Origin of the sequence: Rhizobium tropici CIAT 899 (assembly GCF_000330885.1) — a bacterium.
Classification (GTDB): domain Bacteria; phylum Pseudomonadota; class Alphaproteobacteria; order Rhizobiales; family Rhizobiaceae; genus Rhizobium; species Rhizobium tropici.
In genome coordinates this window covers 1,148,138-1,173,920 of record NC_020062.1, presented here as the reverse complement: position 1 = coordinate 1,173,920, position 25,783 = coordinate 1,148,138, and the positions used below count along the sequence as shown (strand labels likewise).

Genomic DNA, 25,783 nt, shown 5'->3' with positions numbered 1-25,783 from the left:
CCATTCCCCCATTCAGATGACAATCAGTCCGGCCGGTGTCGGCCGCGCGCTTCAGGCAGGCCGAAGTCTCGGCAGCACCTTGCCGAGTATGTTTCGAACCTCCGTTTCCGGGCCGGCCGGCCGCTTCATCAGCGTCCACAGCAGGAGCGTCGAACCGCAATAGAGCAGGCCGCCGAGCAGGATCAGGATTGCGAGATGCGTTACGAGCACGAACTTGTCGTCCGTGTAGGCAAGATGGCTCGAGGCAAAAGAGACGCCCGCCGCCATGATGGCGACGCTCGCGAGTGCCCGAAGGTTCACCGACAATTGCTTTGCAACGGTGATGCCGGTGAAGCGTCGCACGAGCATCATGTTGACGGCCGTGCTGAAGAGGCCGGTGAAGACGCGGCCGGCAATGACCCCCGGAAGCCCATAGAGCATCAGGCCGCCAATCATGATCGGGACACGCAGGCAGAACATCTGCGTGTCCCGGACGAAGAGCACGCGCGTCTCGCCCTTTGCCATGCCGAGCGGCTGTACGAGCGAGCCCAGCGTCTGCAGCGCAAAGACAGAAGCAAGCGACTGGATGATGAAGATGACGGGCGCCCATTTATCGCCGAGCGCCAGCCTGACCAGCGGATCGGCAGTCACGGCAACGCCGATTCCGGCTGGAAGGGCGACTGCCGCGACCAGCGCCTGTACGCGTTGATAGGCGGCGGCTAACCGGCCGGGATCGTTATGAATACCAGCAAAAGCCGGATAGATCGTCTGCGTGAGCGGAGCGGTCGCCTCCCGCGTCGGCATCATGGCGAGGTTACTGCCGACCGAATAATAGCCGAGCTGGATGCCGCCGAGCATCTTGCCGACAAGCAGATAGTCGAAGCGCCAGTTGAGCGTGCTGACGATCTGGCCGGCGGTCAGCCAGGCGGAGAAGGAGAAGAACTCCCGCATGTGCTGGAAGGTGATCCTGGGGCGGAAGGGCAGCACGAGATAGGAGACGATGACATTCGTCGCCTGGCTGATCAGCGTGCCGACGATCAGCGCCCAATAGCTTTGATAGATGATGGCGATCGCAACCGAGGCGACAAAGCCGGCGAATTTCTGCGAGACCGCAAGCACGAACTCCTGCCAGAAGATCAGATCGCGCTGCAGCATGATGCGGCGCGGATTCGTGAGACCACCAAGCAGCATGCTGATACCGAGAGCGAACATGACGCCCGCCAGTCTAGGCTCATTGAAAAGGGCCGCCGCCGGATAGGCAAAGATCGCAAACAGGATGCAGATCGCCAGCCCGCGCGCGGCATTCAGGGTCCAGGCGGCACTGAAATGGGATTCGTCCGGTGCAGCATGACGGATCAGCGCCTCCGAAAGGGAAAGTTCGGTAATGGTCGTGACGATCATCAATATCGTCATGCCAAGGGCGACGACGCCAAAATCGGCGGGCGCGAGATAGCGGGCCAATACGAAGGTGCTGAGCGTTGCAAGTCCGTTCACGATGGTCCGGGACAGGCTTAGCCACATGCTTCCTTTGACGAGCCGTCCAGTGATGCTGCTCATGCGATACTGAAGTCCCACTGCGCTATGATGCGACCTCTTAACCGCACGAATATTGCTTGCCGTAACAGCGTCTTAGCTGCTGAAACGGCTGCACAGGATTATGCAGGATCATATGGTCGCTATGGATGGGGCGGACCCCGGCGTATGAGCGGGAACTAGTTCAGCGATTCCTTAAGTCAACGTTCAAAATTCATTTTCACATCAGTTTTAATTCATTTTCGTATCATTTCCTTTGCGGTGCAGCATTTGCCTTTCAGATGACCAAAATTGGTAAGGCCGCTCCTGAGAAACGCTCCTCTTCGCGAGCGCGAAGGCTTTGCTTTAGATTGCTACCAGCGCGGGAGGACGCAAAAGCCCGGGCGATGGGAGACCACCCGGGCTTTCTTGTCTGTGCGTTAAGCCGAAGGGCCTCTATTTGCCGCGTCTGGTCGCGAGCCACTGCTTGAATTCGACGTTCGTATCGGTCTGGATGGCGCCGACGCCGGCGTCAACAAGCGTTCCCCATACACCTTCGGGGTCGCTAAGCGCCCGGCTATCGTTGAAGTCGAGATTGTAGGAGACATCGAGCGTATTGATCCAGAGCCGGATATTTTGGCGCTCCAGCTCCTCGCGCCCGGCTGCGAGATCGGCAATGTCGGTAAATTTCACTTCGATCATCGGCGCCTTGAGCGGTTCGATCATTCGAAGATCATCGGTAAACTTGCCGGGCCGGACACGAAACATCGGCATATGCGGGATCGATCCGAACCAATCGGCATCGAGCACGGGGAAAGAGCCGCTTTGCGGCTCGACATCCGACTTGATAATGACGTGATCCTCGGCACTCAGCCGACGCACCGCGGCAATGACCTGCGGCAATTCACTCGGAAATTTCGTGTCGATATTGACGAAGACGCGCCCGCGCGCCTCCTCCAGCGCCTCTTCGAGCGTGGGAATACGCTCATCCGTCAGCGCCGTCATCTCTCCGCCAGCGCCGGCACGCAATCGTGCATCACGGACCGTGGCGAAGCTGCTTGCTCCGACGACACCTCCGGCGGAAGTGGTGCGGTCCAGCGTCTTGTCGTGAATGACGACGAGATGGCCGTCGGCAGTCGCCTGCGTGTCGATTTCGACGAATTCCACGCCAAGCTCGGCTGCGGCGCGGATTGCCGCCAGCGAATTCTCCGGTGCCGCCGACCAGAGGCCACGATGGGCGACCGTCAGAATACCCGGATTGGCCCGCGAGAGAAGGTCGTAAATATCGGCTGGGCGGCGTGAGGAAGAAGCGGCGGTCTGATTGTGCATGGAACGGGACTTTCGTGCGATGCCGGTTCGGCGGCTTGAGTGAGTGAATGCGGACGGGAGTGGGGGACGGCCGAAGCCATGCCTGGCTAAGGCGCCACTAGGCTATTAATACGCATAAAGTGTAGTATTTATGACGCGACGCCGGAAATATCTGTTTGTGTGATGGTACTCGGACGGATGAGCGGCTAAGTCGGTGTGACAGGACCAGGATCGCAGCCATGGCAGCACATGAAGAATCTCCGCTGGCAAGCGAGAATGAACGCCTCATCCTCGATATTGTCCGCCGTCACGAACCGATCCCGCGTGCGTCCATTACATCTTACACGAATTTGACGCAGCAATCCGTGCATCGCCTGGTCGAGGGACTGACGGCTCGCGGCCTGCTTCGCGCAGGGACGCCGCTCAAGGGAGCGCGGGGCCAGCCGAGTCCGACAATCGAATTGGAGCGGCAGGCGGTTTATTCGGTCGGTATTTCCGTCAATACCGATGCCGTGACGCTGTCGCTTGCCGATTTCGGCTGCGGCATTGTCGATCAGGAAACGGTCAGAGGCATACTTTCCGACCGCAAGGCAACGCTGGCGACGCTTGCCGAGAAGCTGAACTCGGTCCTGCGACGCCGTGGAATATCGCGCGGGAATCTCATTGGGCTGGGCTTTGCCATGTCCGGTTTCTTCGTCGGCGCTGATCGTCAGTTCAATGCTCCAGAGCCCTTGCGTGATTGGTCGCTGATCGATCTGCAGCCGGAGCTTGAGGACATCTTCGCATTGCCGGTATGGCTGGAAAACAATGCAACGACGGGCGCCATAGGCGAGAGCCTGAGCGGCGTCGGTCGCTGGTGCCAAACCTTCGCATATCTTTCCTTCAATTATGGATTTGGCGGCGGTCTCATCCTGGAGGGAAGGCCTTATCTGGGTTTCCACGGCAATGCCGGGGAATTCAGCGTCATTTATGATGCTGAGGAGAAGCCGCGGCGGCCGGCCCTGCAATATCTGATCCACACATTGCGGGAGAACGGGATCGACATAGGCTCTGTTCAGGAGCTGAAGCAGGATTTCAACCCTTCCTGGCCGGGTGTGGAGAGCTGGCTTTCCGAAGTCATGCCTATGCTCGAGCGTCTGATCGCGACGCTTACCGGGGTGATCGATCCGCAGGCCATCGTCTTCGGCGGGCAGCTGCCGCCAGTGCTTGGGCAGATGATGATCGACCGCGCCCGCCTGCCGTCGCAGCGCCCGCACCGCTATGGTGCCGCACCGCCCGGACCTCGGCTGGTTCTCAGCGAAACCAAAGGTGATGCCAGCGCGATTGGAGCGGCTCTGCTTCCGCTGAAGTTCCGATACTTTCTGTAGCGCTTCATCTGCGTCGCTTCGCGCTGCTGCGGCTGGTCGAGGGATTTCAGTTCCGCCTCATCAATGTTTCAGTGTGCTGTCAGAACCGCTTGCTAATCCACGGCCCATATTTTCTGGACGATCGCATTGGCGCGTAAGACTGCAATCATTGTCGGCAATGGCAAGCTGGAACGCGATATCGCCGGTATCGTGGACGAGGCGCAATTCGTCATGCGTTTTAACGAGCCGGTCCTTTCCGGCGGCATGAGCGGCGAGCGCACCGACATGATCATGCTGGCAGCATCGAGCAAGACCTTGTATCGGCGGCTCCTCGATCCGGATTTCATGGACAACGCCGCGTTCAAGGCCACACAGGTTTTCATGCTGGCCTATCACCCCGATATCATTCGCAAGTATCACCCGCGGCCCAACATCTTTCAGCGTCTGCAAGGCAGAAGAGGCGATTGGACGATGCAGGCAATCGAGTTGCTGGGCAGGGCCGGCAAGGAGATCCGCATCATGCCGCCGCAGACCTATATGGATAGCTGCGGTGAGCTCGGCATTTCCGAGCATCGCATGCACAAGGTCTTTCCCAGCACCGGCTTTCTTGGCATCCGTTATGCGCTCGCAAGGTTCCCCGCGTCCGAATGGGACATCAAGCTATGCGGCTTCGGCTGGGAAGGATGGAAGCGGCATGATTGGCAGAGTGAGCGTAGCTGGGTCGAAAACAAGATTGCCAATGATCGCGTCAGCCTGATCGCCTGATTAGGCCATGGTCTTCATTGGTGAAGTTCTGCCGGCCTATTGGCTATTGTCGCTGCCGAGCAACCCACGAAGCTCCGGCAGTTTGTCGTTCACCAGCCAGCCATAATAATTTTCTTCCGGCAGTTTCTTCCCGCCCGCGGCGTCCGCTGCTTGCCGCAGGGCGGCCGCACGACGGCGCGGCTGGCCGACATTGTAAAGCGTTGCCGTCAAGCCGGGATTGTCGGTGATGTCGAAACCCTCGGCGCGATAGGCGTCGATGGCATCCTTTGCGATAGCGGCGATATAGATCACGCTGCGATCGGGATCCATGATGTCGCGGTAGATCGCCTGCGGATCGTCGACGGAAAGCTTCGGCAGGCCGCTCGTCGCATGGACGAGATCGGTGACTTCAAGGGCTGTCAAAGGGCTGATCTGCCCAAGGCCGAAGGTCTGGCCGGCAAAGAAAGGCTGGAAGAAGGCGCGCTGGAACGTCATGTTTTCGTAAGCGACGCCGTCGATGACCTTGCCTCGAAAACTCTTGTCCCAGGTCTCATCGCGGCATTCCCACAATTCGGCGCTGCCGGTGAGGGCGTCGCAACGGGCGAATTCCGGCTTCTTCAGGAAGGTCTGAACCGTCACGTCCTTATAGGCAAACTTGAAATCGGACTGTGAATAGGCGAGCGCCTTGACGTAGTAGGACTTTACCCTGTTGACGATCGTGATGTTGTAGGTGTGTTCGCCGACGAGCGCGCCAACGATGTGGATGGGATCGATCTGGTAGGCCTGTCCGGCCTTCCTGATCGAGGCCATCAAGTCCTTGTCGTCGCGAAGCACGCCGACGATCTTCTGATATTTTTCGTCGTAGGTCGTGTTGAAGGCCTTGGCCCGCAGTACCGAAGTGTTCGGTATGGGCGGCTGGACGCTGTTGCGATTGCCCGGCGGCACGCGCACGAGCTCACGCGCGGAAGCGGCATTTGTCAATGCAAGGATAAAAAGGAGACCGAGTGCCGGGAGTATCGACAGGCGTGTTCGCATTCGCAAGCTGACTTTCCAAAATATACCCCGGCGCGGGGACGATCTTGATACGCGATCACTATCCGAAGGCAAGAGCGTAAGCTTCTTCCGCCTCGCGAATCACAATAAACTTCGATCAAAGCAGCTTTCGGCTGCAGAGGCATACGGGATACGGCCGTCCAGGGTTGAGTTCCCGTGGTCCAGGCTTTCGAAAGGATGTCGATGCAACATCTCGTGATCGCAGGGAGCATCTTGCTCGCAGCCGCGCCCGGCGAAGCCTTGCCGACCATGGCGGACGTCCCGGCGCTGGCCAAGGCAGCGGTCGCGCGGCGCATAGAGGTGCCGCCCTCTGCCATCCATATTCTGGCGGCCAAGCCGAGCGAACGAATGCCAGGCTTCGTCGTCTGTGGTCGTGTCGACCCGGCAAGTGCAAATGGCAGCGCCGGTGCGGAAAGCGGAGAACGCTTTTTCGTCGTCATTCCCGGCAATTTTGCCATCCTGGACCAGGACGGCAAAGGTCTGGTCGATAGCTATTGGGCTGCCAATCACTGTGAATGAGACGCCAAGGCCTTGCTGATCATGGCAAGCTCTTCAGGTGTGCGACCGGATTCCAGCCGAACCCAATCGTTCGGATTATCAGCCGTCTGGCGCTTGATGAAGGTATAGCCCGTTCCGCTCCAGTTTTTGACTGCATCGGTGAGATTGTCGAGGATGAGATCGCCGTCGTTCGTGCGCGCCATCAGGACAAGATGTCCCTCGTTATGGGTGTCGAGGACGACCGTCAGCAGCAGGGCGGACCGCGGCCAGCCTGCTTCGACGAGCAATCTCTTCTTCAGGAGGACATAGTCGTTGCAGTTGCCGGCACCATCGTCGGGATAGGTCCACCAGTTGACGATGCCGAGCTTGTAGATGCCGTAATGATCATTGTCGCCGATGCCCTGGATCTCGTGATTGACCAGGCTGTTGATCTGCTGCAGTTGCAGCCGATGATCGCGATCGAGATTGACGAATTCCGTGCTCTTCTGGCCGGCCACGCATTCGGTTGGTTGCGCTTTGCAGAAATTGATCCAGCCGACGGGTACGCTCGCCTCCGTCACCTCGCGCGCAAATTGGTGCGCGTGCGCCGCGGCGGTATTTGCTACGGGTTTTGCCGTCGTTGCCGTCGAAAATAGCAGGCCGGCGACGAAGAGAAAGCTTGCAGCGACGAGAAGTGAACGCATACTCGGCTCCATGAGTTGGGCTCATGAAATCCGACGCGGTCAAATTTATTCGAAATAAGATTATTTGCATTTTATCGAACCTGCGCTTTTGGTCGGCGCGGCGGTCAGCGACACCTATGCAAACACCAAGTTTACGATTTCCGATTGGTTATGCCGCGTCCGCCGGAGCAGGCATGCCCCGGGTCTCTTGGAAAAACATATGTGAATTGAATGATTTATCGGATTATGGGAAGACCATCTGGCGCGTTTATGATTTGTTGGTCTTAAATGCGAATCTTCATCGCGGATGGCCGATGGAACAGCCAGGGAATTGCTCGGGAGGCCTTTATGATCGACGATATTCTCGACCGGATGACGCTTGAAGAGCAGGTCTCGCTGCTGTCCGGCGCCGATTTTTGGACCACGGTGCCGGTCGAGCGTTTTGGCGTCCCGAAGATCAAGGTCACGGATGGGCCGAACGGAGCCCGCGGTGCCGGCTCGCTGGTTGCCGGCGTCAATGCGGCCTGTTTTCCCGTTGCGATCGCGCTTGGCGCGACATGGAACCCGGCCCTTGTCGAGCGCATGGGCGTGGCGCTTGCCGGCCAGGCCAAGAGCAAGGGCGCCTCGGTGTTGTTGGCGCCGACGGTCAATATTCACCGCTCCGGCCTCAACGGCCGCAATTTCGAATGCTATTCCGAAGATCCGATGCTGACGGCCGAGCTTGCCGTCGCCTATATTCAGGGTGTGCAGAGCCAGGGTATTGCCGCCACGATCAAGCATTTTGCCGGCAATGAATCCGAGATCGAGCGCCAGACGATGTCGTCGGATATCGACGAGCGTGCTCTTCGCGAAATCTATCTGCCGCCGTTCGAGCAGGCCGTGAAGAAGGCCGGCGTCATGGCCGTCATGTCCTCCTATAACAGGCTGAACGGCACCTATACGAGCGAGCATCCCTGGCTGCTGACCAAAGTCTTGCGGGAGGAATGGGGGTTCGACGGTATCGTCATGTCGGACTGGTTCGGCTCGCATTCGACGGTGGCAACAGTCAATTCCGGGCTCGATCTCGAAATGCCCGGTCCGACGCGCGACCGTGGCGAAAAGCTCGTGGCGGCGGTCCGCAACGGCGAGGTCAAGCCGGAAACGGTGCGCGAGGCTGCTCGCCGCATTCTGACATTGCTTGAGCGGGTCGGCGCCTTCGAGAAGACGCCCGATTTGAGCGAACATGCGCTTGATCTGCCTGAGGATCGCGCGCTGATCCGCAAGCTCGGAGCCGAGGGTGCCGTGCTCTTGAAGAACGACGGCATTCTGCCGCTGCAGAAGGCAGGCCTTGGGCATGTGGCTGTTGTCGGGCCGAATGCCGCCGAAGCCCGGGTCATGGGTGGCGGCAGCGCCCAGATCGCAGCCCACTACAGGGTCAGCCCCTTGGAAGGCATCCGGCAGGCACTGTCGAATGCCAACAGCATTCACCATGCTACCGGCTGCCGCAACAATCGCCTCATCAATGTCTTCTCCGGTGAGATGCGGGTGGACTATTTTAAAGGCCGCGACCTTGCAGGGCCGGTGATCGCCACCGAAACGGCAAGCAAGGGCGAGTTCTTCTGGTTCGATCTGCCCTCTTCGGAACTCGATCCCAATGAGTTCTCCGCGCGCATGACAGCCTCCTATGTGCCGACTGAGAGCGGCGAGCATGTATTCGGCATGACGAATGCGGGTCTCGCCAGGCTCTTTGTCGATGGCAAGCTGGTCGTCAACGGCTATGACGGCTGGGCTCGCGGCGACAATTATTTCGGCACCGCCAATGTCGAACAGCGACAGGGCATCCACCTGGAAGCCGGACAGAGCTACAAGGTGGTGGTCGAATATTGCTCGTCTGCGACGACAGAGGAGGGGATCAATCTGACGGCGGTGCGCTTCGGCGTGGAGAAGCCGCTCGGCGAAGAGGCGATGCTCGATGCCGTCCAAAAGGCAAGCGATGCAGACGTCGTTCTGCTCTTTGTCGGCCGCGATGGCGAGTGGGATACGGAGGGCCTCGATCTGCCAGATATGCGCCTGCCGGGTCGTCAGGAGGAGCTCATAGACCGGGTGGCGACCGCCAACGCCAATACCATTGTCGTGCTGCAGACCGGCGGCCCCATCGAGATGCCCTGGCTCGGCAAGGTTCGGGCCGTGCTGCAGATGTGGTATCCCGGCCAGGAGCTCGGACATGCCGTTGCCGACGTGGTCTTCGGCGATGTCGAGCCTGGCGGACGTCTGCCGCAGACCTTCCCGAAGCGCCTATCGGATAACTCCGCCATGGTTGGCGACGCATCCGTCTATCCCGGCAAGGATGGGCATGTGCGTTACGCCGAGGGCGTCTTCGTCGGATATCGTCATCATGATAAGCGCGATATTGAGCCCTTGTTCCCCTTCGGCTTCGGTCTGGGCTACACGCGATTTTCCTGGGGCGAGGCGCAGGCTTCGGCAACAAGAATGGACCAGGATGGGATCACCGTGACGGTCGATGTCACCAATATTGGCGAAAGAACCGGTTCGGAGCTTGTGCAGCTTTACGTGCGCGCGCCTGCTTCGGCAGTCGAGCGGCCGGACAAGGAGTTGCGCGCCTTTGCCAAGCTTCGGCTGATTCCGGGTGAAAAAGGCACCGCCTCCCTTGTCGTTCGTCCGCGCGATCTGAGCTATTTCGACGAACGGATCGGAGCATTTCGAGCCATCGCCGGTCGCTATGAGCTTCTCGCGGCCGCCAATGCTCTCGATATCCGCTCGGCCGTTGCGATCGAGCTTGAAAGCGAATGGATCGGTGAGGTTTCGGACCGTTCGCTCTGATATCGCAAACGGTCGCAGCTGACGAAATCAAGCATAAGTAAAGAAGGGCGCAGATCTGTGCCTTCAATTGTTGCAGATTTTGCATTGGCGCGTGGAATTTCCTAGCGGCGGCGCATGCGATAGGGCGGCAGCCGGCCGGAAAATGCCGACGTCTCGTCGTCCTCTGCCGATGCTTCCATCTGGAAGATCTGGCCCACGGGCTTTGGCCGGCCGAGGAAGAAGCCTTGCGCCTCGTCGCAACCCTCGACGCGCAGGATTTCGAGCTGATGGTTGGTCTCGACGCCTTCCGCCAGAACAGGGATATCCAGGCTCTTGCCGAGCGTCAGTACCGCGCGAACGATCGCCTTTGCCTGAATGCTGTGATCCACCTCGTTCATGAAGGAACGATCGAGCTTGATCTTGTCAAAGGGGAAGGATCGCAACGTATCGAGCGAGGAATATCCGGTGCCGAAATCATCGATGGCAACGGTCACGCCGAGAGCCCGGATCTGCCGCAGGACATGTAAGGTCCGAGTTTTATCGGCGATGATTGTGGATTCGGTAATTTCAAGTTCCAACCGCGATGGCACAAGGCCGGTTTCGAGAAGGATCGTATGAACGAGCTTTGCGAGATCCGCATGAGCAAACTGTACGGGCGAGAGGTTGACGGCGATCTTGTAGGGCTGCTCCCATGATGCCGCCTCCTTGCAGGCCGTGCGCAAAACCCATTCGCCGATGACGAGGATCGTGCCGCTTTCTTCTGCGATCGGAATGAATTCCGAAGGCGGCACCGGGCCATGCTCGGGATGATGCCAGCGGAGGAGGACCTCGTAGCCGCAAATCTGCCCTGTGCGAACGGACGTCTGTACCTGATAGTGCAGGTCGAGCTGATCCAATTCGACAGCGCGGCGCAGATCTTGCGCCAGCGTATGACGGGCGCGGGCAGCTTCATCCATCTTGGATTCATAGAAGCAGACGGCGCGGCCGATGTCGGCCTTGGCGCGATACATGGCGAGATCGGCGTTGCTGACGAGGCGCTCCTGGTCGACGTCATCGTCGGGATAGATGGCAACACCGATGCTGGCCCCTGTCGCGGTCTCGAAATCGTCGATCCGGATGGGCTCGAACAGGACCTTCTCCAGCCGGGCCACGAAATCCAGAAGCTCGCTCTGCTCCCGGAAGCGCTTGGCAGCGGCAAACTCGTCACCGCCGACACGGGCAACGAACTCGCCGTCCCTGACGAGGCGCAGCAGGCGTCGTCCGATTGCCTTCAGTGCCTGGTCGCCGGCCTTGTGTCCTCGCAGGTCGTTGATTTCCTTGAAGCGATCGAGGTCGATGCCGATGACCGCGAGTTTTACGCCGTCTTCCTTGGCATGGCCGATCTCGCGCTGCAGATGGTCAGTGAAACTGCTGCGGTTGGGGAGGCCCGTCAGCAGGTCGTTGAGTGCCATATGTTGAAGTTTTTCGATGGATTCGCGCGAGGCCCGCTCGTCGATCATGTAGCTTGCCACGCCTGTGCCGATGATCAGCAATCCGCCGCCGGCCACCGCAACAGCCATAGCCTTCAGTGCGTAGGCGTCCGCGATCGCGGCGCCGGTTACAAGCGGCGTGACAGAGACGGCCGTCATTGCGGTAAAGTGAAGCGAGACCACGGCGATGACGAAGAGAGCGAGGCCGGCGATCGGGGAGAGCTGCCAAGGCCGGCGCACGGCCTGATTGAGTGCAAGCGCTGCAAAAATCACGGAAAGGGCAACGGAAGCGATAATATAACCCTGGTTCCACTCGACGATGCCATCGACGTGGTAGGCCAGCATACCGGTATAGTGCATGCAGGTGATGGCAAGGCCGACGACGGCTCCACCGAATTCCGGTGCGATGCGCGGCAGGCGCGACAAGGCGACCGCAAAACCGCCGGCACAGCCGATGGCGGCCAAAAGAAACGAGGCCATCGTCAGGATGGGATCGAAGGTGACCGGCGCGCCGACTTCATAGGCCAGCATGGCTATGAAATGCGTGCACCAGATCGACGAGCCGGCAGCCACGGCAGTTAGAAAAATCCAACCGCCGCGTTGAAGGTCGCGCGTCTTTTCGGCTCGGCGGAGCAGATTGAGGGTGATCCATCCGCCGCTGACACAGACGAACGCCGCCAGGAGAACGAGCCACAGATTGTGCTCCGTGAAGATGCAGGAAAGAACGCGCACGCAAAGATCCCAACAATAGCCATCAGGGTGAGGGGCAGTTTCCAATGCGGTCAGCTGCGCCTGATATCGACACTGCTGCTTTCACGGGTAAACACTGAAAATCAAGTAAAGATGCTTTGGGTGAGATTGCAATTTCTGCAACCATCGGCTTTGTGCCCGCTGTATATCTTCTTTACGAAGTATTGGATTTCGCGCATCTTTTTCGTTTCGGGCGGGGCCGTTCATCGCCTTCGATTTCCATCCGCCGTTTGCGCCATACACAGATATATTACGGATTCTTGGTAAATTTCCCCTGAATATTGGAAGTATAATTGAGAAACTCTCCCTTATGAGAATCTAAATATCTTTCGAATATAATATACATAAGTATATTTGAAAGTAATAATACTTTCATTTTAGCGAATGTTTTGACGCTGCAACTTATAATGTAGAAGGTTTGCTTGTGAAGAGATTTAAGATTTATCTGAAGTCCCTTTATGCCATGCGAAAGCTCTCGGGACGGCTGTTTCTGGATCGGTCGGGCAATTTCGGGATCACAACGGCATTGGTCGCCGTTCCGTTGATCGCGGCTGGGGGACTGGCGCTCGATATCACCAATGCGATGCTTGTGCGGACGGAGTTGCAGAATGCTGCCGATGCGGCGGCGGTCGGCGCAATCGCGGATTCGTCGCCGGCGGTTGCGGCTGCCATGGCCATGACAAGCGACGGGACCGTCACGATCGGTCAAAGCGATGCCAACAAGCTCTTCTACGGCCAGGCGTCCAGCGATATACAGAACATACCGGTCAACGTCAGCGCCGGGGTAACGCGCACGGGAAATGTCGTCTCATCGACGGTCAATTTTTCGGCGAACGTACCGACGACGTTGAGCCAGATTATCGGAAAAACATCCATTCCCGTGAGCGGCTCGGCATCCGCACAGTATCAGACGGCGACCTTCATGGATTTCTACATGTTGCTGGACAACACGCCATCCATGGGGATCGGTGCTACCATAACCGATATTAATAAAATGGTGGCAAACACGTCGGACAAATGTGCCTTTGCGTGCCACGACAGCAGCAATAAAAACAATTACTACGAACTTGCAAAGAGCCTTGGCGTCCAGACCCGCATTGGCGTCGTCGGGCTGGCGACACAGTCGCTTACGGATACTGCCAAGACGAACCGGGTGACATCCGATCAGTACAGGATGGCCGTCTATACATTCGGTAAAGATACCTCGACAATTGGCTTGACCAACGTATCCCCGCTATCATCCGATATGGCGCAGGTCAGCGATGCCATCAGCAAGAATGTGGACCTGATGTCTGTTCATGGACAGAACGACAACAGCGACCAGGATACGAGTTTCGATACAATGCTGACGCAACTCGCGCCGATTATCGGTACGGGCGGCAGCGGAAAAACCAGCTCCGATCGTCAGAAGGTTCTCTTTCTTGTCACTGACGGCGTCGGCGACAGCTATAAGCCCAACACCTGCACCAAGCCGACCACCGGCGGGCGTTGCCAGGAGCCGCTCGCCACTGCCTTCTGTCAGCCGTTGAAGAACCAGAACATCAAGATCGCCATCCTCTATACGACCTATTTCCCGCTGCCGACAAACGGCTGGTACAACCAGTGGATCGCGCCGTTTCAATCGCAAATCGGCACCAATTTGCAGACGTGCGCCTCGCCCGGCCTCTATTTCGAGGTGAGCCCGACGCAAGGTATTTCGGATGCGATGAACGCTCTGTTCCTCAAGGTCATTCGCACGCCGCGCATCACAAGCTGACGCCAAGCCGCGCGCTGACCAGACCGGGAAGGCTAGGCGAGGGCCAATGATTTGAGCAGGCCGACGATCTTCTGGCGCGTTCTGGCATCCTTGATTTTTGTGAAAGCCCGATTGAGTTCCAAGCCCTCTTCGGACGAAAGAAATCCGACGAGGTCGTTGCGCGGCGCGTCGGTTGGAACGGGATTGTCAAAGGCTGCATTATCGAAGAAGTGCGATATCGGGACGCCGAGGCTGTCAGCAACACGTTGCAGACGACTTGCGCCGACGCGGTTGACGCCTTTCTCATATTTCTGGACCTGCTGAAAGGTAAGGTCCAGTTTCTCGGCGAGCGCCGATTGGCTCATGCCGAGCAGGCGCCGTTGCGCGCGGATACGTCTGCCGACTTCGACATCGATCGGGCTCGGCGCCTTCTTTGTTGCGATATCTTGCACTGGTTCCTCCTCCTGGCGCTTATCGATCATTTGGTCCGAAGGCTGATGGCGGATGCCGCAGCTCTCCTGAATGTCTCATTGGCTACGCTTTAGCGCTATGACTGCCGGGAGCGACGGCAGACGGCAATCACGATTCATTGCGGATCGCAACGAGCTTTCCGTTTCCTGCGCATTTGGGATCGGCCCCGCGCAATTTGACCATTCGTGAGCGTACCACTCGGGGTCAACGTACTTTCGCCTAGCTGGCGGCTGCTTCGCGATGGACTTGACGCACCGTGTCGATGAAAGCCCTGAGCTTCGGTGCCAGCTCGGCGCGACGCGGAAAATAGAGGAAAAGGCCTGCTTCGGTCACCGCATAGTCACCCAGGACCTGAACAAGCCTGCCGGATGCGATCTCCGCCTGCACGAGCGGCTCGAAGACATAAGCCAATCCCACGCCGGCTAACGCAAGCTCGACGGCTGAATGCGATTCCGTGACGATCGCCTGACCGCAGACGGCCACTGCGACATCCCGTCCGTCCTCGACGAATTCCCACTGGTAAAGGCCGCCGGAGCGGATAAGGCGATAACCGATGCATGTGTGATCTGCGAGATCCGCCAATGTCTTCGGCCGCCCGAACCGTCCGATATAATCGGGGGATGCGACCACGATCGCGCGGAAAGGCGGGGTCAGGCGGACCGCCACCATATCCTGAGCGATCATCTCGCCGACGCGGATGCCGGCATCGAAGCCCTCGGAAATGATATCGGTCAACCGCTCATCGGAGAATATCTCGATCTCAACCTCCGGATAGCGTTCCGCCATGGCCCTGATGACACGGGTTATCGCAAGCGGCAGGCTGATGCGGGAGGCATTGATGCGCAGCAGGCCGCTCGGCTTTCCCTTGGCCGCCTTGATCCGCTCAATGCGCTCATGAATGTCCTGCAGCGCAGGATTAATCGTTCCGATCAGGCTTTTTCCAGCTTCCGTCAGCGCAACACTGCGGGTCGTTCGGGCGAAGAGCGGCTGTCCAAGTCTTTCTTCCACCAGCCGAACGGCATGGCTGACAGCCGATGGGCTCATGCCCAGTTCGCTGGCAGCGGCGGCAAATCCGCCGCGGCGCGCCACGGCGGCGACGATAGGTAAATGTGTGAGCAGATCGCGATCCATTGCTGAGCCATATCGCATAATGAATGCAAATTAAATTACCTTATCGAACGGGCGGAAAGCAGCGAAGCTATAAGCACTGAATTGCGACCGACCGCTTTCGATCATCGAGCTGGTTTGGTCCGCCACAGAGGAGAATAGCGATGAGCATGGAATTTTACACGCTGGGCAACAGCGGACTGAAGGTGACGCGGCTTGCGCTTGGAACCATGACCTTCGGCACGGAATGGGGATGGGGCGCCGACAAGGAAGCGGCGCGAGCCATCTTCAATGCCTATGTCGATGCCGGCGGCAATTTTTTCGATACTGCTGATGCCTATACCGGTGGTACGTCGGAGACTTGGCTGGGCGAGTTCATCGCCGAGCGCGGCTTGCGCGACGATGCCGTCATTGCGACCAAATTCACCATGAACCTTGTGGCACAGACGCCGAATGCGGCCGGCAATGGCCGCAAGAATATCCTGCGGGCGGTCGAGGGATCGTTGAAGCGGCTCAACACGGACTATATCGACCTCTACCTCATGCATTGCTGGGACCGCCTGACGCCACCGGAAGAGGTAATGCGTACCTTTGACGACCTGGTACGCTCGGGCAAGGTCCGGCATGTCGGCCTGTCCGATGTTCCGGCTTGGTATGCGAGCCGCGCCCAGGCCATTGCCGAATATCGCGGCTATGAGCCGATCTCGGCGCTTCAGCTCGAATATTCGCTGGCCGAGCGCAATATCGAGAATGAATTCGTACCGTTCGGGACGCGTTACGGTGCCGGCATCATGGCCTGGAGCCCGCTTGCGAGCGGTCTGCTCAGCGGCAAATATCGCCCCAGCAGCCAGGGAGAAACGGCCGGCCGGCTCGAAACCGTGCGGGGCACGACCAATCCCGGTTTTCAGAAATTCAACGAGCGCAACTGGGCAATCGTCGCCGAGTTGGAAAAGGTGGCGGGCGAGCTTGGACGCAGCATGGCACAGGTAGCGGTCAACTGGGCGATGACGCAGCCCGGAATAGCCTCGATCATCGTCGGTGCCACCAAATTCGAGCAACTGAACGATAATCTCGGTGCATTGGACTTCGCCATACCGTCCGAGCTGCGCCGCCGCCTCGACGACGTCAGCGCCTTGCAGCCGACCTTTCCTTATTCGTTCTTCGGCCCGGAGGTCCAGGGCGGCCTGACCGGTGGTCAGACTGTCGGCAGCAAGCCCGTGGGTTACTATCCGGATCTCAACATCTCGGGAAAGTTTGCAGGCGTCAGCTAAAGACGTCACAGCCATCGCAACGCCCGGGCAGCTGACAGCGCGTTGCGATGAAATGAACGATTGCCTTGTTTCCTCCGGTTTCTGCTGCTAGAGACCCCGCCGTAGCTTTGAAAAGCCATGAAATCCGGTCGCAGCCCACCCGGTCAAAACAAGGGATCCTGAATTATGAAGACTATCGTGATCTGCTCCGGCGGATTGGACTCCGTTTCGCTCGCCCATAAGGTCGCAGCCGAACATCAGCTTATCGGCCTCGTCTCCTTCGATTACGGCCAAAGGCACCGCAAGGAGCTGGAATTTGCGGGCGCCTGCGCCAAGCGTCTCGGCGTGCCGCATGAGATCATCGACATCACCGCCATCGGCCGGCATCTGACCGGATCGGCTCTGACAGATGATGTCGAGGTGCCGGACGGGCACTATGCCGAGGAAACCATGAAGGCGACGGTCGTGCCGAACCGTAACGCGATCATGCTGGCGATCGCCTTCGGGCTTGCGGCGGCGCAGAAGGCGGATGCCGTTGCCGTTGCGGTTCATGGCGGCGATCATTTCATCTATCCCGACTGTCGCCCGGGTTTCATCGACGCCTTCCAGCAGATGCAGAACCAGGCACTCGACGGCTATGCCAGCGTTTCGCTCTGCGCGCCCTATGTGACGATCTCCAAGGCGGATATCGTTGCCGATGGCGCCCGGCATGAAACCCCCTTTGCCGAAACCTGGTCCTGCTACAAGGGCGGAGAGCGCCATTGTGGCCGCTGCGGCACCTGTGTGGAGCGGCGCGAAGCCTTCCATCTCGCTGGTATCGCAGATCCTACGGAATATGACGATGCCGATTTCTGGATTGCCGCGACATCGGGCTTTTCGGCCGAAGAGGTGAAGTGATGTACCGCATCACCAAGGAATTCCATTTCTCCGCCTCGCACCAGCTCTCGCATTTGCCTGCAGATCACCAGTGTGCGCGCCTGCATGGGCACAATTACATCGTCGTCGTGGAGCTTTCGGCCGGCGAACTGGACGAGAATGGGTTCGTGCGAGACTATCATGAGCTACAGCCGCTGAAGCGCTATATCGACGAAGGGTTCGATCATCGCCATCTCAATGATGTCTTTGGACATGACCGGGTGACCTCGGAGTATCTCGCCAAGCATTTCTATGACTGGTGCAAGGAGCGCTTGCCGCAGACATCTGCCGTGCGGGTCAGCGAAACACCAAAAACCTGGGCGGAATACCGGCCATGAGCGAAGCGCCCATTCGCGTCAGCGAGATATTCGGGCCGACGATCCAGGGCGAGGGCATCCTGATCGGCCTTCCGACGATCTTCGTGCGCACCGGCGGCTGCGATTATCGCTGCTCCTGGTGCGACACGCTGCATGCCGTCGATAGTGACTATCGCGATCAATGGCGGCCGATGTCGGTCGATGAGATCTGGCAGGAGGTAACGCGACTTTCAGGCGGCAAACCGCTGACCATCTCGCTCTCTGGCGGCAATCCTGCGATCCAACCGCTCGGCCCACTGATTGCGCGCGGCCATGCGGAGGGATATCGCTTCGCGCTGGAGACTCAAGGGAGCTTGGCCAGGGAATGGTTCGCCGAACTCGATGTGCTCGTGCTGAGCCCGAAGCCTCCATCGAGCGGCATGGCGACGGACTGGACCGCCTTCGACGACTGTCTGCGCATGGCGGGCGACGGACCGCAGATCGCCTTGAAGATCGTCATATTCGACGATCTCGACTATGAATATGCGCGAGACGCGGCTGCTCGCTATCCTCGATTGCCCGTCTATCTGCAACCCGGCAATCACACGCCGCCGCCAGCCGATGCAGGCGATGCCATTGTCGATATTGACGGCATCGTCGAGCGGATGCGCTGGCTCGTGGACAAGGTCAGCAGCGACCAATGGTTCGACGCGAGGGTATTGCCGCAATTGCACGTGCTGATTTGGGGCAACAAACGCGGCGTTTGAGCCTCACCCGGTCTATGATGTTCAAAAAGACCTTACCGGCAATCGGCGGCAGCAAGACGGAAGCGCCGAATATGCATCCATAAATCCGCTTATTGCTTCTATCGTCTGTGCAACAGTCGATCAACCAGAGTTGGGCATTTGGCTATCCGTATAGGGTGGCCGATCAGCGAATTCAGTCGGGCCGTCAGGCAATTGCCGCCCATTGCTATTCGTCAGACTATTCATACAATTATCGCGCGCGCCGCCGGTATAGCCATGTTTGAAGCAAATCATGGAGTACCAGCCCTGCAGATCTTGTGGCGTTGCGACTTTATTCTGACAACCGGATACCGCCATCACGGCAATCAGTCCCATTGTCACTGCCAGGCTTCTCGCAAGCATGCTGGTCGTCTTCGTCGATCTGCCATCAAGAGCACACATCTCTCCCCTCCGCCCTGACCCGTTCGATAGCACTGCCACCATAAATTTAATTACTAACTATGAATGTAAATATTTGCTTGTAAAGTTTCTCGCCTTGATAACAATCAGCGAGGGATAGCCATTCGCACGGCGGTGAGCAGCCCCAACGAGGAGGTATCATGAAAAAACTGTTGATTGCATCACTCGCAGCCATGATTGCGCTGTCTGGAGCAGCCTTGGCGCAAACGGCAGCCGACATGAACAAAAATCTGGATGGTCTGTTTGGCGAGCATCAAGCCTATGCCGACTTTTTCGCCAAGCTGAAGACCGCCGTCGGTTCCGACGACAAGGCAACCGTTGCAGGTCTGGTCTCCTATCCTTTTTCCGCGCGGATCAACGGCAAGGCGGTCAAGATCAAGGACGCGAAACATTTCGCTGCGGACTACGATCAGGTGATTACCGCCAAGGTGAAGGATGCGGTGGTAAAGCAGAAATACGAGACACTGTTTGCCAACGCGCAGGGCGTCATGATCGGCGACGGCGAGCTTTGGTTTGCCAAAGCCGGCAAGGACGTCAAGCATATGACCATGCAGATCACGGCGGTGAACGATTGACCTTGATCACTCCCGCTGGTCCTTAAAGAGACCGATGACAACAAAAGGGCGGCTGAGAGCGGCTCGTTTTAACAGAGGAATCAGGGGCATGAGGGCGTTTGGGGGAGTTTTGGGAGCCTGTGCGCTGGCTGTATTGGCCTATCCGGTCCATGCAGCCGACTTCGATTACAGTTCGCTCATCGGAAAATGGCAAGTGCAGGGCGTCAAAGTCTCGGGGAATGGCGCACAAGCTCTGGTAAACAACGATCCGCAATATATGGGCGCCGTCGTCGAATTCGACGCGGGCAAGATCACCTGGATCAAGGGAACGAAGGCCAAGCCGATCGATCCGACCAGCGACAATTGCAATGCAGCGCCGAAATTGACACCCGCCGACCATAACGATGCGGACGCCGGCTACAAGGTCAAGGGCGGCTATAACATCCTATGCGGCTCCCAGGGATGGGGACCCGGCGCGGTCGTCTTGCCCGTTCAGCCCGATACGGTTTCGCTCTATTGGTATGATGGCGGCATTCTGTCCCTGAAGCGGGAAAATGTTGCCGGCAACGGGTCCGGATCGGGATCGGCAGGCGGGGCAGCCAAGGTCGCCACGGCGGGACAGGCAAGTGCTTCCGGTGCGGGAGATTGCGGGAATGCCGCCACGCAGGCCGATATGAACGAATGCGCCGACAAGTCTTTCAAGAAATCGGATGCCGACCTGAATGGGGTGTACAAGCAGATCGAGCAGCGCCTGAAAGACAATGCCGACACGAAGAAATTGCTCGTGACCGCACAACGAGCTTGGGTCGCCTTTCGTGATGCCGAATGCACCTTCCAGACATCAGGTTCTTCTCAGAGCAGCATCTACCCTATGGTCTATTCCATGTGCCTGGATACGGTTACTCAGTCGAGAGTTCGCACGCTGGAAGCCTATCTGAATTGCGCAGAAGGCGACACGAGCTGTCCGGTTCCTGCGGGTAACTGACGATCCTCACCTCCTGCCCAGATAATCGTGATGGAGCTCGACATGAAACGCGTTCTCATTATCCTTGGCGTGGTGACCCTTCTCGCCAGCTGCAAGACCGCGGAACAACAACGCGCCATCGACATGGCAAATGACAACAAGCAGTGTCAGGCTCAAGGCTTTGCACCTGGCTCGCAGGCGTTGGCGGAGTGCATGGACACTGCCGCTCAATCGCGCGCGGCCGACCAGACAAGACAAGCAGCTGCGCAACAGGCCTGGTTCGACAGGAACGATGCCAATTTCCGGAACTGGCAGCAAAAGGTCGACAATAGCGATAACTGGTCACCGCCGACGCGTAACCAGAACATCGATACCAGGCCGCAGTTCGACAAACAGGGTAATCCCAACTTTGACGCCCAGGGCAACTACCAGGGCTGCCATAGCATCGGATGTCAGGTCGACATTCCCGACAGTACCAATTGATGCACGGACGGCGGCGGCGATCGTGCTGACCACCATTCGCCTGTCGCAGCTGTCGAATTGCTCATCGCCTGCAGGCGTAAGCCGTCCTGTTTGCAAGCGGCAACATCAAGCATTCGTTTGGGATTTCACCACGTTCCGCAGAGATTGCCAATCACGGCTTATCGGTACGAGCATTGTCCCCGGGTGGCGTTGGCTCAAGTTCGGCATCGAAAATCCCGGCAAGCGTCTTGAGGATCTGCAGGACGGCCGGATGATCGCAGGTATAGTATCTATACTGCGCCTGACGGCGCACTTTGACGATGCCGGAATGATGCAAGCGGGTCAGGTGCTGGCTGAGCGCCGATTGCGATATTCCAAGCTTCTTGGCCAGGCTGTTTACATCCTCCTCACGGCCGGACAGATGAATACAGACCTCAAGGCGTTTGGGATTTGAAAGCTGGCTGAGAAGATCTGCATGGTAGATGAGACGCTCATCTTCTGTGGTCTGATCTGAGGAATACATAGCACGGCCAATCGTCGATAGTTAATCTTAAAATCCCCCTGCAGCGCGTGATGATAAGCGCAAAAGTTGCAAAATTATGGTTTGGATATTCCAAAACGTCGCATCCTCGCGGAGCAGGCGGCCCCTCCCAGTTCGGCCGATTTCCAGGAAATCAACCTCTCCCAGCGGTCAACTAGGGTCCCATTGTAATTTTGGAATATGTACCGCTTTGGGTTTTGCAATTATTCTGTAACAAAATCGAACGAAATGCCTTGTTTTTGTCCGGGTTCTGACATCGCTCTGCTAATAAAGCGGCTTATCTTCTGCTCCAACGAACAGGAGGTAACCATGACCCAAAGGGACTTGACGATCGCCGAAGTTCTCAAAGATCCGCTGATCCGCCAGGTCATGCGCGCGGATCGCATTTCCGTGACTGGAATGGCAAGCCTGCTGCAGGATGCCGCGCGTCGGCAGGAGCGTGCCTTGTCCGCCAATCTGGCGCCGATCACGCAGGCCGCTTCGTGCTCCAGGCCGCAGGCCGATTTACGCTGAGATCGTCTGTTCCGGGTCGACGCGGCAATCGCTCCGTGACGAGTGCTTTGCCGCCGCCTCAGATTTCAGGGCAGGGTGGTTCTGGGCATGATTTAGGGCCGCCTCATTTCGCCCGACGACTTTGCGCCGCTATCACAGTGCGCCGCTTCGGTTCAAGGAGATTGCGTAGACGCTTGTCGTTGCCGTCATGAAAAGCTTGTGCTTGCCGCGATCGCCGAAGCAGAGGTTGGACACTGTTTCCGGTACCAGGATCTTGCCCATGAGATGGCCGTCGGGCGCGATGCAATGCACGCCGTCGGCTGCCGAAGACCAGAGATTCCCGTCGCTGTCGAAGCGCATGCCGTCAGCACAGCCCGGCGAAATCGCATGAAATACCTCGCCGCCGGAGAGCTGCCAGTTTTGGCCGACGTTGAAGACCCGGATATGTTGCGGATCGTTGCTATGCATGCGACCGGTATCAGCGACATAAAGCTTCGTCTCGTCAGGATTGAAGGCAAGCCCGTTCGGGCAATTGAAATCCGTCAACACGGCCTTCATCGACCCCGTTGAATCGACCCGGTAGACATTGCACGGCAGCTCCTGCTCGCTCTTATATCCCTCATAATCCGTCGCGATGCCGTAATGCGGATCGGTAAACCAGATCGCGCCGTCCGAGGCGACGATGACATCATTCGGCGAGTTCAGCCGCTTGCCCTGATAGCTGTCCGCGATAACCGTGATCGATCCGTCATATTCGGTGCGCGTAACACGCCTGCCGCCGTGCTCGCAGCTGACAAGCCGGCCCTGCCGGTCACGCGTATGGCCGTTCGAAAAATTCGAAGGCTCGCGAAAGACGCTGACGCCGACGCCCGGTACCCAGCGCATGATGCGGTTATTGGGAATATCGGAAAAGAGCAGGCAATTCAGATCTCCGAACCAGACCGGCCCTTCCACCCAGTCGAACCCGGTGGCAATTTGTTTGACGGGAGCGTTGCCAAGGATGAATTTCCCGAAGGCTGGATCGATGATCTCGAAGAACGACATTATGACAATACCTCCCATAAGGTTACATCTGGAGATCGATGTGTTATCGATAACATATAGAATTGAGTTCGCAAGCAGGAGGATAGTTGCATGAGCCATGTTCTGACGTCGAGTGCCTTGAGCGACGAAGGCGTAATGACGCTATTGACGGCCGCCGTTGCCGCTGCCACCGCGATGGGCCAGCCGCAATGCATCGTCATCGTCGATCAATCCGGCGTGACGCTCGGCTCCTTCCGCATGCGCGGCTCGCGTTTTCAGTCGCTGAAAAGCGCCGGTGCTAAAGCACAGACGGCCGCCTCCATCGGCGCTCCCAGCCATTCGCTGCCGGATCACGCGCGAGTGCCGCTGGCAATCGCCACCGACGGCGGGATGACGGGGTTGCGCGGCGGTTTGCCGATCCGCGTCGGCGGCGCGCTTCTCGGCGGCATCGGCGTCGGTTCGGGTTCCGGCGAGCAGGACGAACAGGTTGCCCGCGCCGCGCTCAAAGCGATCGGCGCCGACCTAGACTGAACGGGCGCGAAATCCCTCATCAGCTTCAACCGAGTGGATTTCGCGCCGCTTTCGTTCAGTTGAAGGCAATCTGCGCCTTCATGGCCTGGCTTCGATCCGACGCGATCTCGAAAGCACTGATCGCATTGGCAAGCGGTACCGTGTGGGTGATGAGCGGCCGTACATCGATAAGCCGCTTGCGCATCAGATCGACGCCAACCGCAAACTCTTCATGAAAGCGGAAAGAGCCACGCAGTTCCAACTCCTTGGCCGTAATCGCCAGCATCGGCAGGCTCATGTCGCCGCCGATACCAAGCTGTACGATGATTCCGCGCGGTCGCAGTGCGGCAATGCCGCCGGCAAGGGCAGCAGCGGCGCCCGAGCATTCGTAGAGCACATCGAACGTGCCCTTGTCCGCGGAATAGGCTGCAAGTGCTTCGGGCTCGTTCTTCGTATTGATGACCCTGTCGGCACCCGCTTGTCTGGCAAGCGACAAGGTGAAATCCGAAAGATCAGTCGCCACGATCTCGGCAGCGCCCGCCCGGCGTGCAGCCAGGATCGAGAGGACGCCGATCGGGCCGCAGCCGGTCACGATAACGCGCTTGCCGAGCATCTCGCCCGCGCGCCGCGTGGCGTGCAAGGTGACTGCCAAAGGTTCCGCCATCGCCGCTTCGCCGGGCGTCAGGCCATCGGCCGGCACGCATTGGATGGCATCGGCGACGAGAGTTTCACGGAATGCGCCCTGGATGTGGGGGAAGGGCATGGCGCTGCCATAGAAGCGCATGTTGAGGCATTGGTTGGGTAAGCCCTGCAGGCAATAGCGGCAAGTCCGGCAGGGGCGGGAGGGGGAGACGGCAACGAGCTGGCCGACCTCAAGCGCCTGCACACCGGGGCCGAGCGCGGTCACGGTCGCGCTGACTTCATGCCCGAGGATCATCGGTTCCTTCAAGCGAACAGTGCCGAAACCGCCGTGATGATAATAATGCAGGTCGCTGCCGCAGACGCCGCCGGTTGCAAGCCTCAGCTTGACTTCCCCTGCGCCCGGCTCTTCCTCCGGATAATCCTCGATCCGCACATCCTTGGCGGCGTGGGCGATGATGGCCTTCATATCTTTCTCCTCAAAGAACGGGTGTCGGCAGCGCCTGACCGGCAAAATGAGCGGCGAGATTGTCGCGTACCAGCTGACCCATGGCCTTGCGCGTCTCAACCGTGCCGGAGGCATGGTGGGGCTGCAGCAGCACATTGTCGAGTGCCAGGAAGCGCGGATTGAGCTTTGGTTCGCCTTCGAAGACGTCAAGGGCCGCCGATCCGAGCCTGCCGGTCTCCAACGCGTCGAGTAGGGCGTCTTCGTCTATATTGGAAGCTCTGGAAATATTGATCAACATGCCTTCCGGGCCGAGCGCCTCGATCACTTTGCGACCGACAATATGGCGGGTGGCGGCAGAAGCGGCGAGCGTGACGAACAGGAAGTCCGATTGTGCTGCGAGCTCGACGGGATCGGCGACAAAGGTCATGTCTGACGCGTAAGGTTTCGCCTCCACGTCCGAATAGGCAATCTGCATGTCGAAACCCTTCAGGCGTTTTGCGACTTCGAAGCCGATGCGGCCTAGGCCGAGCACGCCGGCACGCCGTCCCCAGACGCGGCGTTTGAGGGGATAAAGTCCCTTCGCGGCCCAGCTGCCGTCGCGCACCCATGTCTCTGCCCCGATCATGCCGCGCGACAGGCAGAGCATCATCGCGATTCCCAAATCCGCGACATCATTGGTGAGGACGTCGGGGGTGTTGGTGACACGGATACCGCGCTCGCGGCATGCCTGCAGGTCGACGGCATCGAAGCCGACGCCATAGACCGAAATGACTTCCAGCTTGGGGCAGGCCTCGATCATGGCGCGGTTGGCGCCGAGTTCGCCGCGTGTCGCAATGCCTCTGATCGACGGTCCGACCTCGGCGAGCAATTTGTCCTTGTCAGCGGCGTCGAAATAGCGATGAACCTGAAAGGCTGCGTCGAGAGGCTCTAGATCCCATTGCGGGTAGGGGCCAATCTGCAGGATTGATGGCTTGCTCATCTTATATGTCCTCCCTTGACATCAAATGTTATCGATAACATAAACAGGGGAGACGGTCATTGTCGAGATAAA

At 58.6% G+C, this 25,783-nt stretch carries 26 protein-coding genes; 14 read left to right on the top strand and 12 right to left on the bottom strand.

What is annotated here, in order from left to right; all coding sequences use genetic code 11:
- Positions 1–51: 51 nt before the first annotated feature.
- Entirely contained in the window at positions 52–1,536 is a 1,485-nt protein-coding gene (locus RTCIAT899_RS27540) for a lipopolysaccharide biosynthesis protein (RefSeq protein ID WP_015343122.1), read from the bottom strand.
- A gap of 411 nt (positions 1,537–1,947) precedes the next feature.
- Positions 1,948–2,820 carry a glycerophosphodiester phosphodiesterase family protein gene (locus RTCIAT899_RS27535; RefSeq protein ID WP_015343121.1) on the bottom strand — a complete coding sequence of 291 codons (873 nt, stop codon included), beginning with the start codon at positions 2,818–2,820 and terminating at the stop codon, positions 1,948–1,950.
- A 218-nt stretch (positions 2,821–3,038) separates the two neighbouring features.
- Between RTCIAT899_RS27535 and RTCIAT899_RS27530 the strand changes: the two genes are divergently transcribed.
- Complete coding sequence (locus RTCIAT899_RS27530; protein ID WP_015343120.1) at positions 3,039–4,166, top strand: ROK family transcriptional regulator; 1,128 nt, start codon at positions 3,039–3,041, stop codon at positions 4,164–4,166.
- Between the two features lie 126 nt (positions 4,167–4,292).
- Entirely contained in the window at positions 4,293–4,910 is a 618-nt protein-coding gene (locus RTCIAT899_RS27525) for a glycosyltransferase family 29 protein (protein WP_015343119.1), read from the top strand.
- 36 nt (positions 4,911–4,946) lie between these two features.
- Here the strand turns inward: RTCIAT899_RS27525 and RTCIAT899_RS27520 are convergent, their stop codons facing one another.
- The gene (locus RTCIAT899_RS27520) at positions 4,947–5,924 is read right to left on the bottom strand and encodes a DUF1402 family protein (protein WP_015343118.1); all 978 of its coding nucleotides are present in this window, start codon (positions 5,922–5,924) and stop codon (positions 4,947–4,949) included.
- 201 nt (positions 5,925–6,125) lie between these two features.
- On the opposite strand from RTCIAT899_RS27520, the gene RTCIAT899_RS27515 reads away from it, so the two are divergent.
- Positions 6,126–6,461: a hypothetical protein gene (locus RTCIAT899_RS27515; protein WP_041678419.1), complete on the top strand. Its 336-nt coding sequence runs from the start codon at positions 6,126–6,128 to the stop codon at positions 6,459–6,461.
- On the opposite strand, the gene RTCIAT899_RS27510 is transcribed toward RTCIAT899_RS27515, so the two are convergent.
- Complete coding sequence (locus RTCIAT899_RS27510) at positions 6,449–7,123, bottom strand: transglutaminase-like cysteine peptidase (protein ID WP_015343116.1); 675 nt, start codon at positions 7,121–7,123, stop codon at positions 6,449–6,451. The two genes, RTCIAT899_RS27515 and RTCIAT899_RS27510, sit on opposite strands and share 13 nt — an antisense overlap.
- Positions 7,124–7,450: 327 nt before the next feature.
- Here RTCIAT899_RS27510 and RTCIAT899_RS27505 point away from each other — a divergent pair, with 327 nt between their 5' ends.
- The gene (locus RTCIAT899_RS27505) at positions 7,451–9,922 is read left to right on the top strand and encodes a glycoside hydrolase family 3 C-terminal domain-containing protein (RefSeq protein WP_015343115.1); all 2,472 of its coding nucleotides are present in this window, start codon (positions 7,451–7,453) and stop codon (positions 9,920–9,922) included.
- A 101-nt stretch (positions 9,923–10,023) separates the two neighbouring features.
- On the opposite strand, the gene RTCIAT899_RS27500 is transcribed toward RTCIAT899_RS27505, so the two are convergent.
- A complete protein-coding gene (locus tag RTCIAT899_RS27500) occupies positions 10,024–12,102 on the bottom strand; it encodes a putative bifunctional diguanylate cyclase/phosphodiesterase (RefSeq protein ID WP_015343114.1) in 2,079 nt (692 codons plus the stop codon).
- A gap of 481 nt (positions 12,103–12,583) precedes the next feature.
- Between RTCIAT899_RS27500 and RTCIAT899_RS27495 the strand changes: the two genes are divergently transcribed.
- On the top strand, positions 12,584–13,876 hold the full coding sequence (locus RTCIAT899_RS27495) for a TadE/TadG family type IV pilus assembly protein (RefSeq protein ID WP_041678206.1): 1,293 nt from the start codon (positions 12,584–12,586) through the stop codon (positions 13,874–13,876).
- A gap of 32 nt (positions 13,877–13,908) precedes the next feature.
- On the opposite strand, the gene RTCIAT899_RS27490 is transcribed toward RTCIAT899_RS27495, so the two are convergent.
- Both RTCIAT899_RS27490 and RTCIAT899_RS27485 read right to left on the bottom strand, forming a co-directional pair.
- Positions 13,909–14,337, bottom strand: coding sequence for a helix-turn-helix domain-containing protein (locus tag RTCIAT899_RS27490; RefSeq protein ID WP_051043344.1), 429 nt, complete (start codon positions 14,335–14,337; stop codon positions 13,909–13,911).
- A 208-nt stretch (positions 14,338–14,545) separates the two neighbouring features.
- Entirely contained in the window at positions 14,546–15,457 is a 912-nt protein-coding gene (locus RTCIAT899_RS27485) for a LysR family transcriptional regulator (RefSeq protein WP_015343111.1), read from the bottom strand.
- 140 nt (positions 15,458–15,597) lie between these two features.
- On the opposite strand from RTCIAT899_RS27485, the gene RTCIAT899_RS27480 reads away from it, so the two are divergent.
- From RTCIAT899_RS27480 to queE, 4 genes are all read left to right on the top strand, one after another.
- Positions 15,598–16,704 carry an aldo/keto reductase gene (locus RTCIAT899_RS27480; RefSeq protein WP_015343110.1) on the top strand — a complete coding sequence of 369 codons (1,107 nt, stop codon included), beginning with the start codon at positions 15,598–15,600 and terminating at the stop codon, positions 16,702–16,704.
- 165 nt (positions 16,705–16,869) lie between these two features.
- Positions 16,870–17,580, top strand: coding sequence for a 7-cyano-7-deazaguanine synthase QueC (gene queC, locus RTCIAT899_RS27475; protein ID WP_015343109.1), 711 nt, complete (start codon positions 16,870–16,872; stop codon positions 17,578–17,580).
- A complete protein-coding gene (gene queD, locus RTCIAT899_RS27470) occupies positions 17,580–17,936 on the top strand; it encodes a 6-carboxytetrahydropterin synthase QueD (protein WP_041678205.1) in 357 nt (118 codons plus the stop codon). Before queC ends, queD begins: the two co-directional genes overlap by 1 nt.
- The gene (queE, locus tag RTCIAT899_RS27465; protein WP_015343107.1) at positions 17,933–18,661 is read left to right on the top strand and encodes a 7-carboxy-7-deazaguanine synthase QueE; all 729 of its coding nucleotides are present in this window, start codon (positions 17,933–17,935) and stop codon (positions 18,659–18,661) included. The genes queD and queE overlap by 4 nt, the downstream gene beginning before the upstream one ends.
- A gap of 120 nt (positions 18,662–18,781) precedes the next feature.
- Here queE and RTCIAT899_RS32700 read toward each other — a convergent pair whose 3' ends face one another.
- The gene (locus RTCIAT899_RS32700; RefSeq protein WP_148289265.1) at positions 18,782–19,015 is read right to left on the bottom strand and encodes a hypothetical protein; all 234 of its coding nucleotides are present in this window, start codon (positions 19,013–19,015) and stop codon (positions 18,782–18,784) included.
- 224 nt (positions 19,016–19,239) lie between these two features.
- On the opposite strand from RTCIAT899_RS32700, the gene RTCIAT899_RS27460 reads away from it, so the two are divergent.
- From RTCIAT899_RS27460 to RTCIAT899_RS33710, 3 genes are all read left to right on the top strand, one after another.
- Positions 19,240–19,674 carry a hypothetical protein gene (locus RTCIAT899_RS27460; protein WP_015343105.1) on the top strand — a complete coding sequence of 145 codons (435 nt, stop codon included), beginning with the start codon at positions 19,240–19,242 and terminating at the stop codon, positions 19,672–19,674.
- 88 nt (positions 19,675–19,762) lie between these two features.
- On the top strand, positions 19,763–20,638 hold the full coding sequence (locus RTCIAT899_RS34310; RefSeq protein ID WP_015343104.1) for a lysozyme inhibitor LprI family protein: 876 nt from the start codon (positions 19,763–19,765) through the stop codon (positions 20,636–20,638).
- Positions 20,639–20,680: 42 nt separating this feature from the next.
- Positions 20,681–21,100, top strand: coding sequence for a hypothetical protein (locus RTCIAT899_RS33710; RefSeq protein ID WP_135488189.1), 420 nt, complete (start codon positions 20,681–20,683; stop codon positions 21,098–21,100).
- 151 nt (positions 21,101–21,251) lie between these two features.
- Here RTCIAT899_RS33710 and nrcR read toward each other — a convergent pair whose 3' ends face one another.
- On the bottom strand, positions 21,252–21,602 hold the full coding sequence (gene nrcR / locus RTCIAT899_RS27440; RefSeq protein WP_015343102.1) for a transcriptional regulator NrcR: 351 nt from the start codon (positions 21,600–21,602) through the stop codon (positions 21,252–21,254).
- Positions 21,603–21,929: 327 nt separating this feature from the next.
- Here nrcR and RTCIAT899_RS27435 point away from each other — a divergent pair, with 327 nt between their 5' ends.
- On the top strand, positions 21,930–22,133 hold the full coding sequence (locus RTCIAT899_RS27435; protein WP_015343101.1) for a hypothetical protein: 204 nt from the start codon (positions 21,930–21,932) through the stop codon (positions 22,131–22,133).
- 132 nt (positions 22,134–22,265) lie between these two features.
- Here RTCIAT899_RS27435 and RTCIAT899_RS27430 read toward each other — a convergent pair whose 3' ends face one another.
- The gene (locus tag RTCIAT899_RS27430) at positions 22,266–23,156 is read right to left on the bottom strand and encodes an SMP-30/gluconolactonase/LRE family protein (protein ID WP_015343100.1); all 891 of its coding nucleotides are present in this window, start codon (positions 23,154–23,156) and stop codon (positions 22,266–22,268) included.
- Between the two features lie 90 nt (positions 23,157–23,246).
- Between RTCIAT899_RS27430 and RTCIAT899_RS27425 the strand changes: the two genes are divergently transcribed.
- Positions 23,247–23,666 carry a GlcG/HbpS family heme-binding protein gene (locus RTCIAT899_RS27425; RefSeq protein WP_015343099.1) on the top strand — a complete coding sequence of 140 codons (420 nt, stop codon included), beginning with the start codon at positions 23,247–23,249 and terminating at the stop codon, positions 23,664–23,666.
- A 55-nt stretch (positions 23,667–23,721) separates the two neighbouring features.
- On the opposite strand, the gene RTCIAT899_RS27420 is transcribed toward RTCIAT899_RS27425, so the two are convergent.
- Together RTCIAT899_RS27420 and RTCIAT899_RS27415 are read right to left on the bottom strand one after the other, a co-directional pair.
- Positions 23,722–24,753, bottom strand: a complete 1,032-nt coding sequence (locus tag RTCIAT899_RS27420) for an L-idonate 5-dehydrogenase (protein WP_015343098.1) — start codon at positions 24,751–24,753, stop codon at positions 23,722–23,724.
- A gap of 10 nt (positions 24,754–24,763) precedes the next feature.
- The gene (locus tag RTCIAT899_RS27415; RefSeq protein WP_015343097.1) at positions 24,764–25,711 is read right to left on the bottom strand and encodes a 2-hydroxyacid dehydrogenase; all 948 of its coding nucleotides are present in this window, start codon (positions 25,709–25,711) and stop codon (positions 24,764–24,766) included.
- Positions 25,712–25,783: the final 72 nt, after the last annotated feature.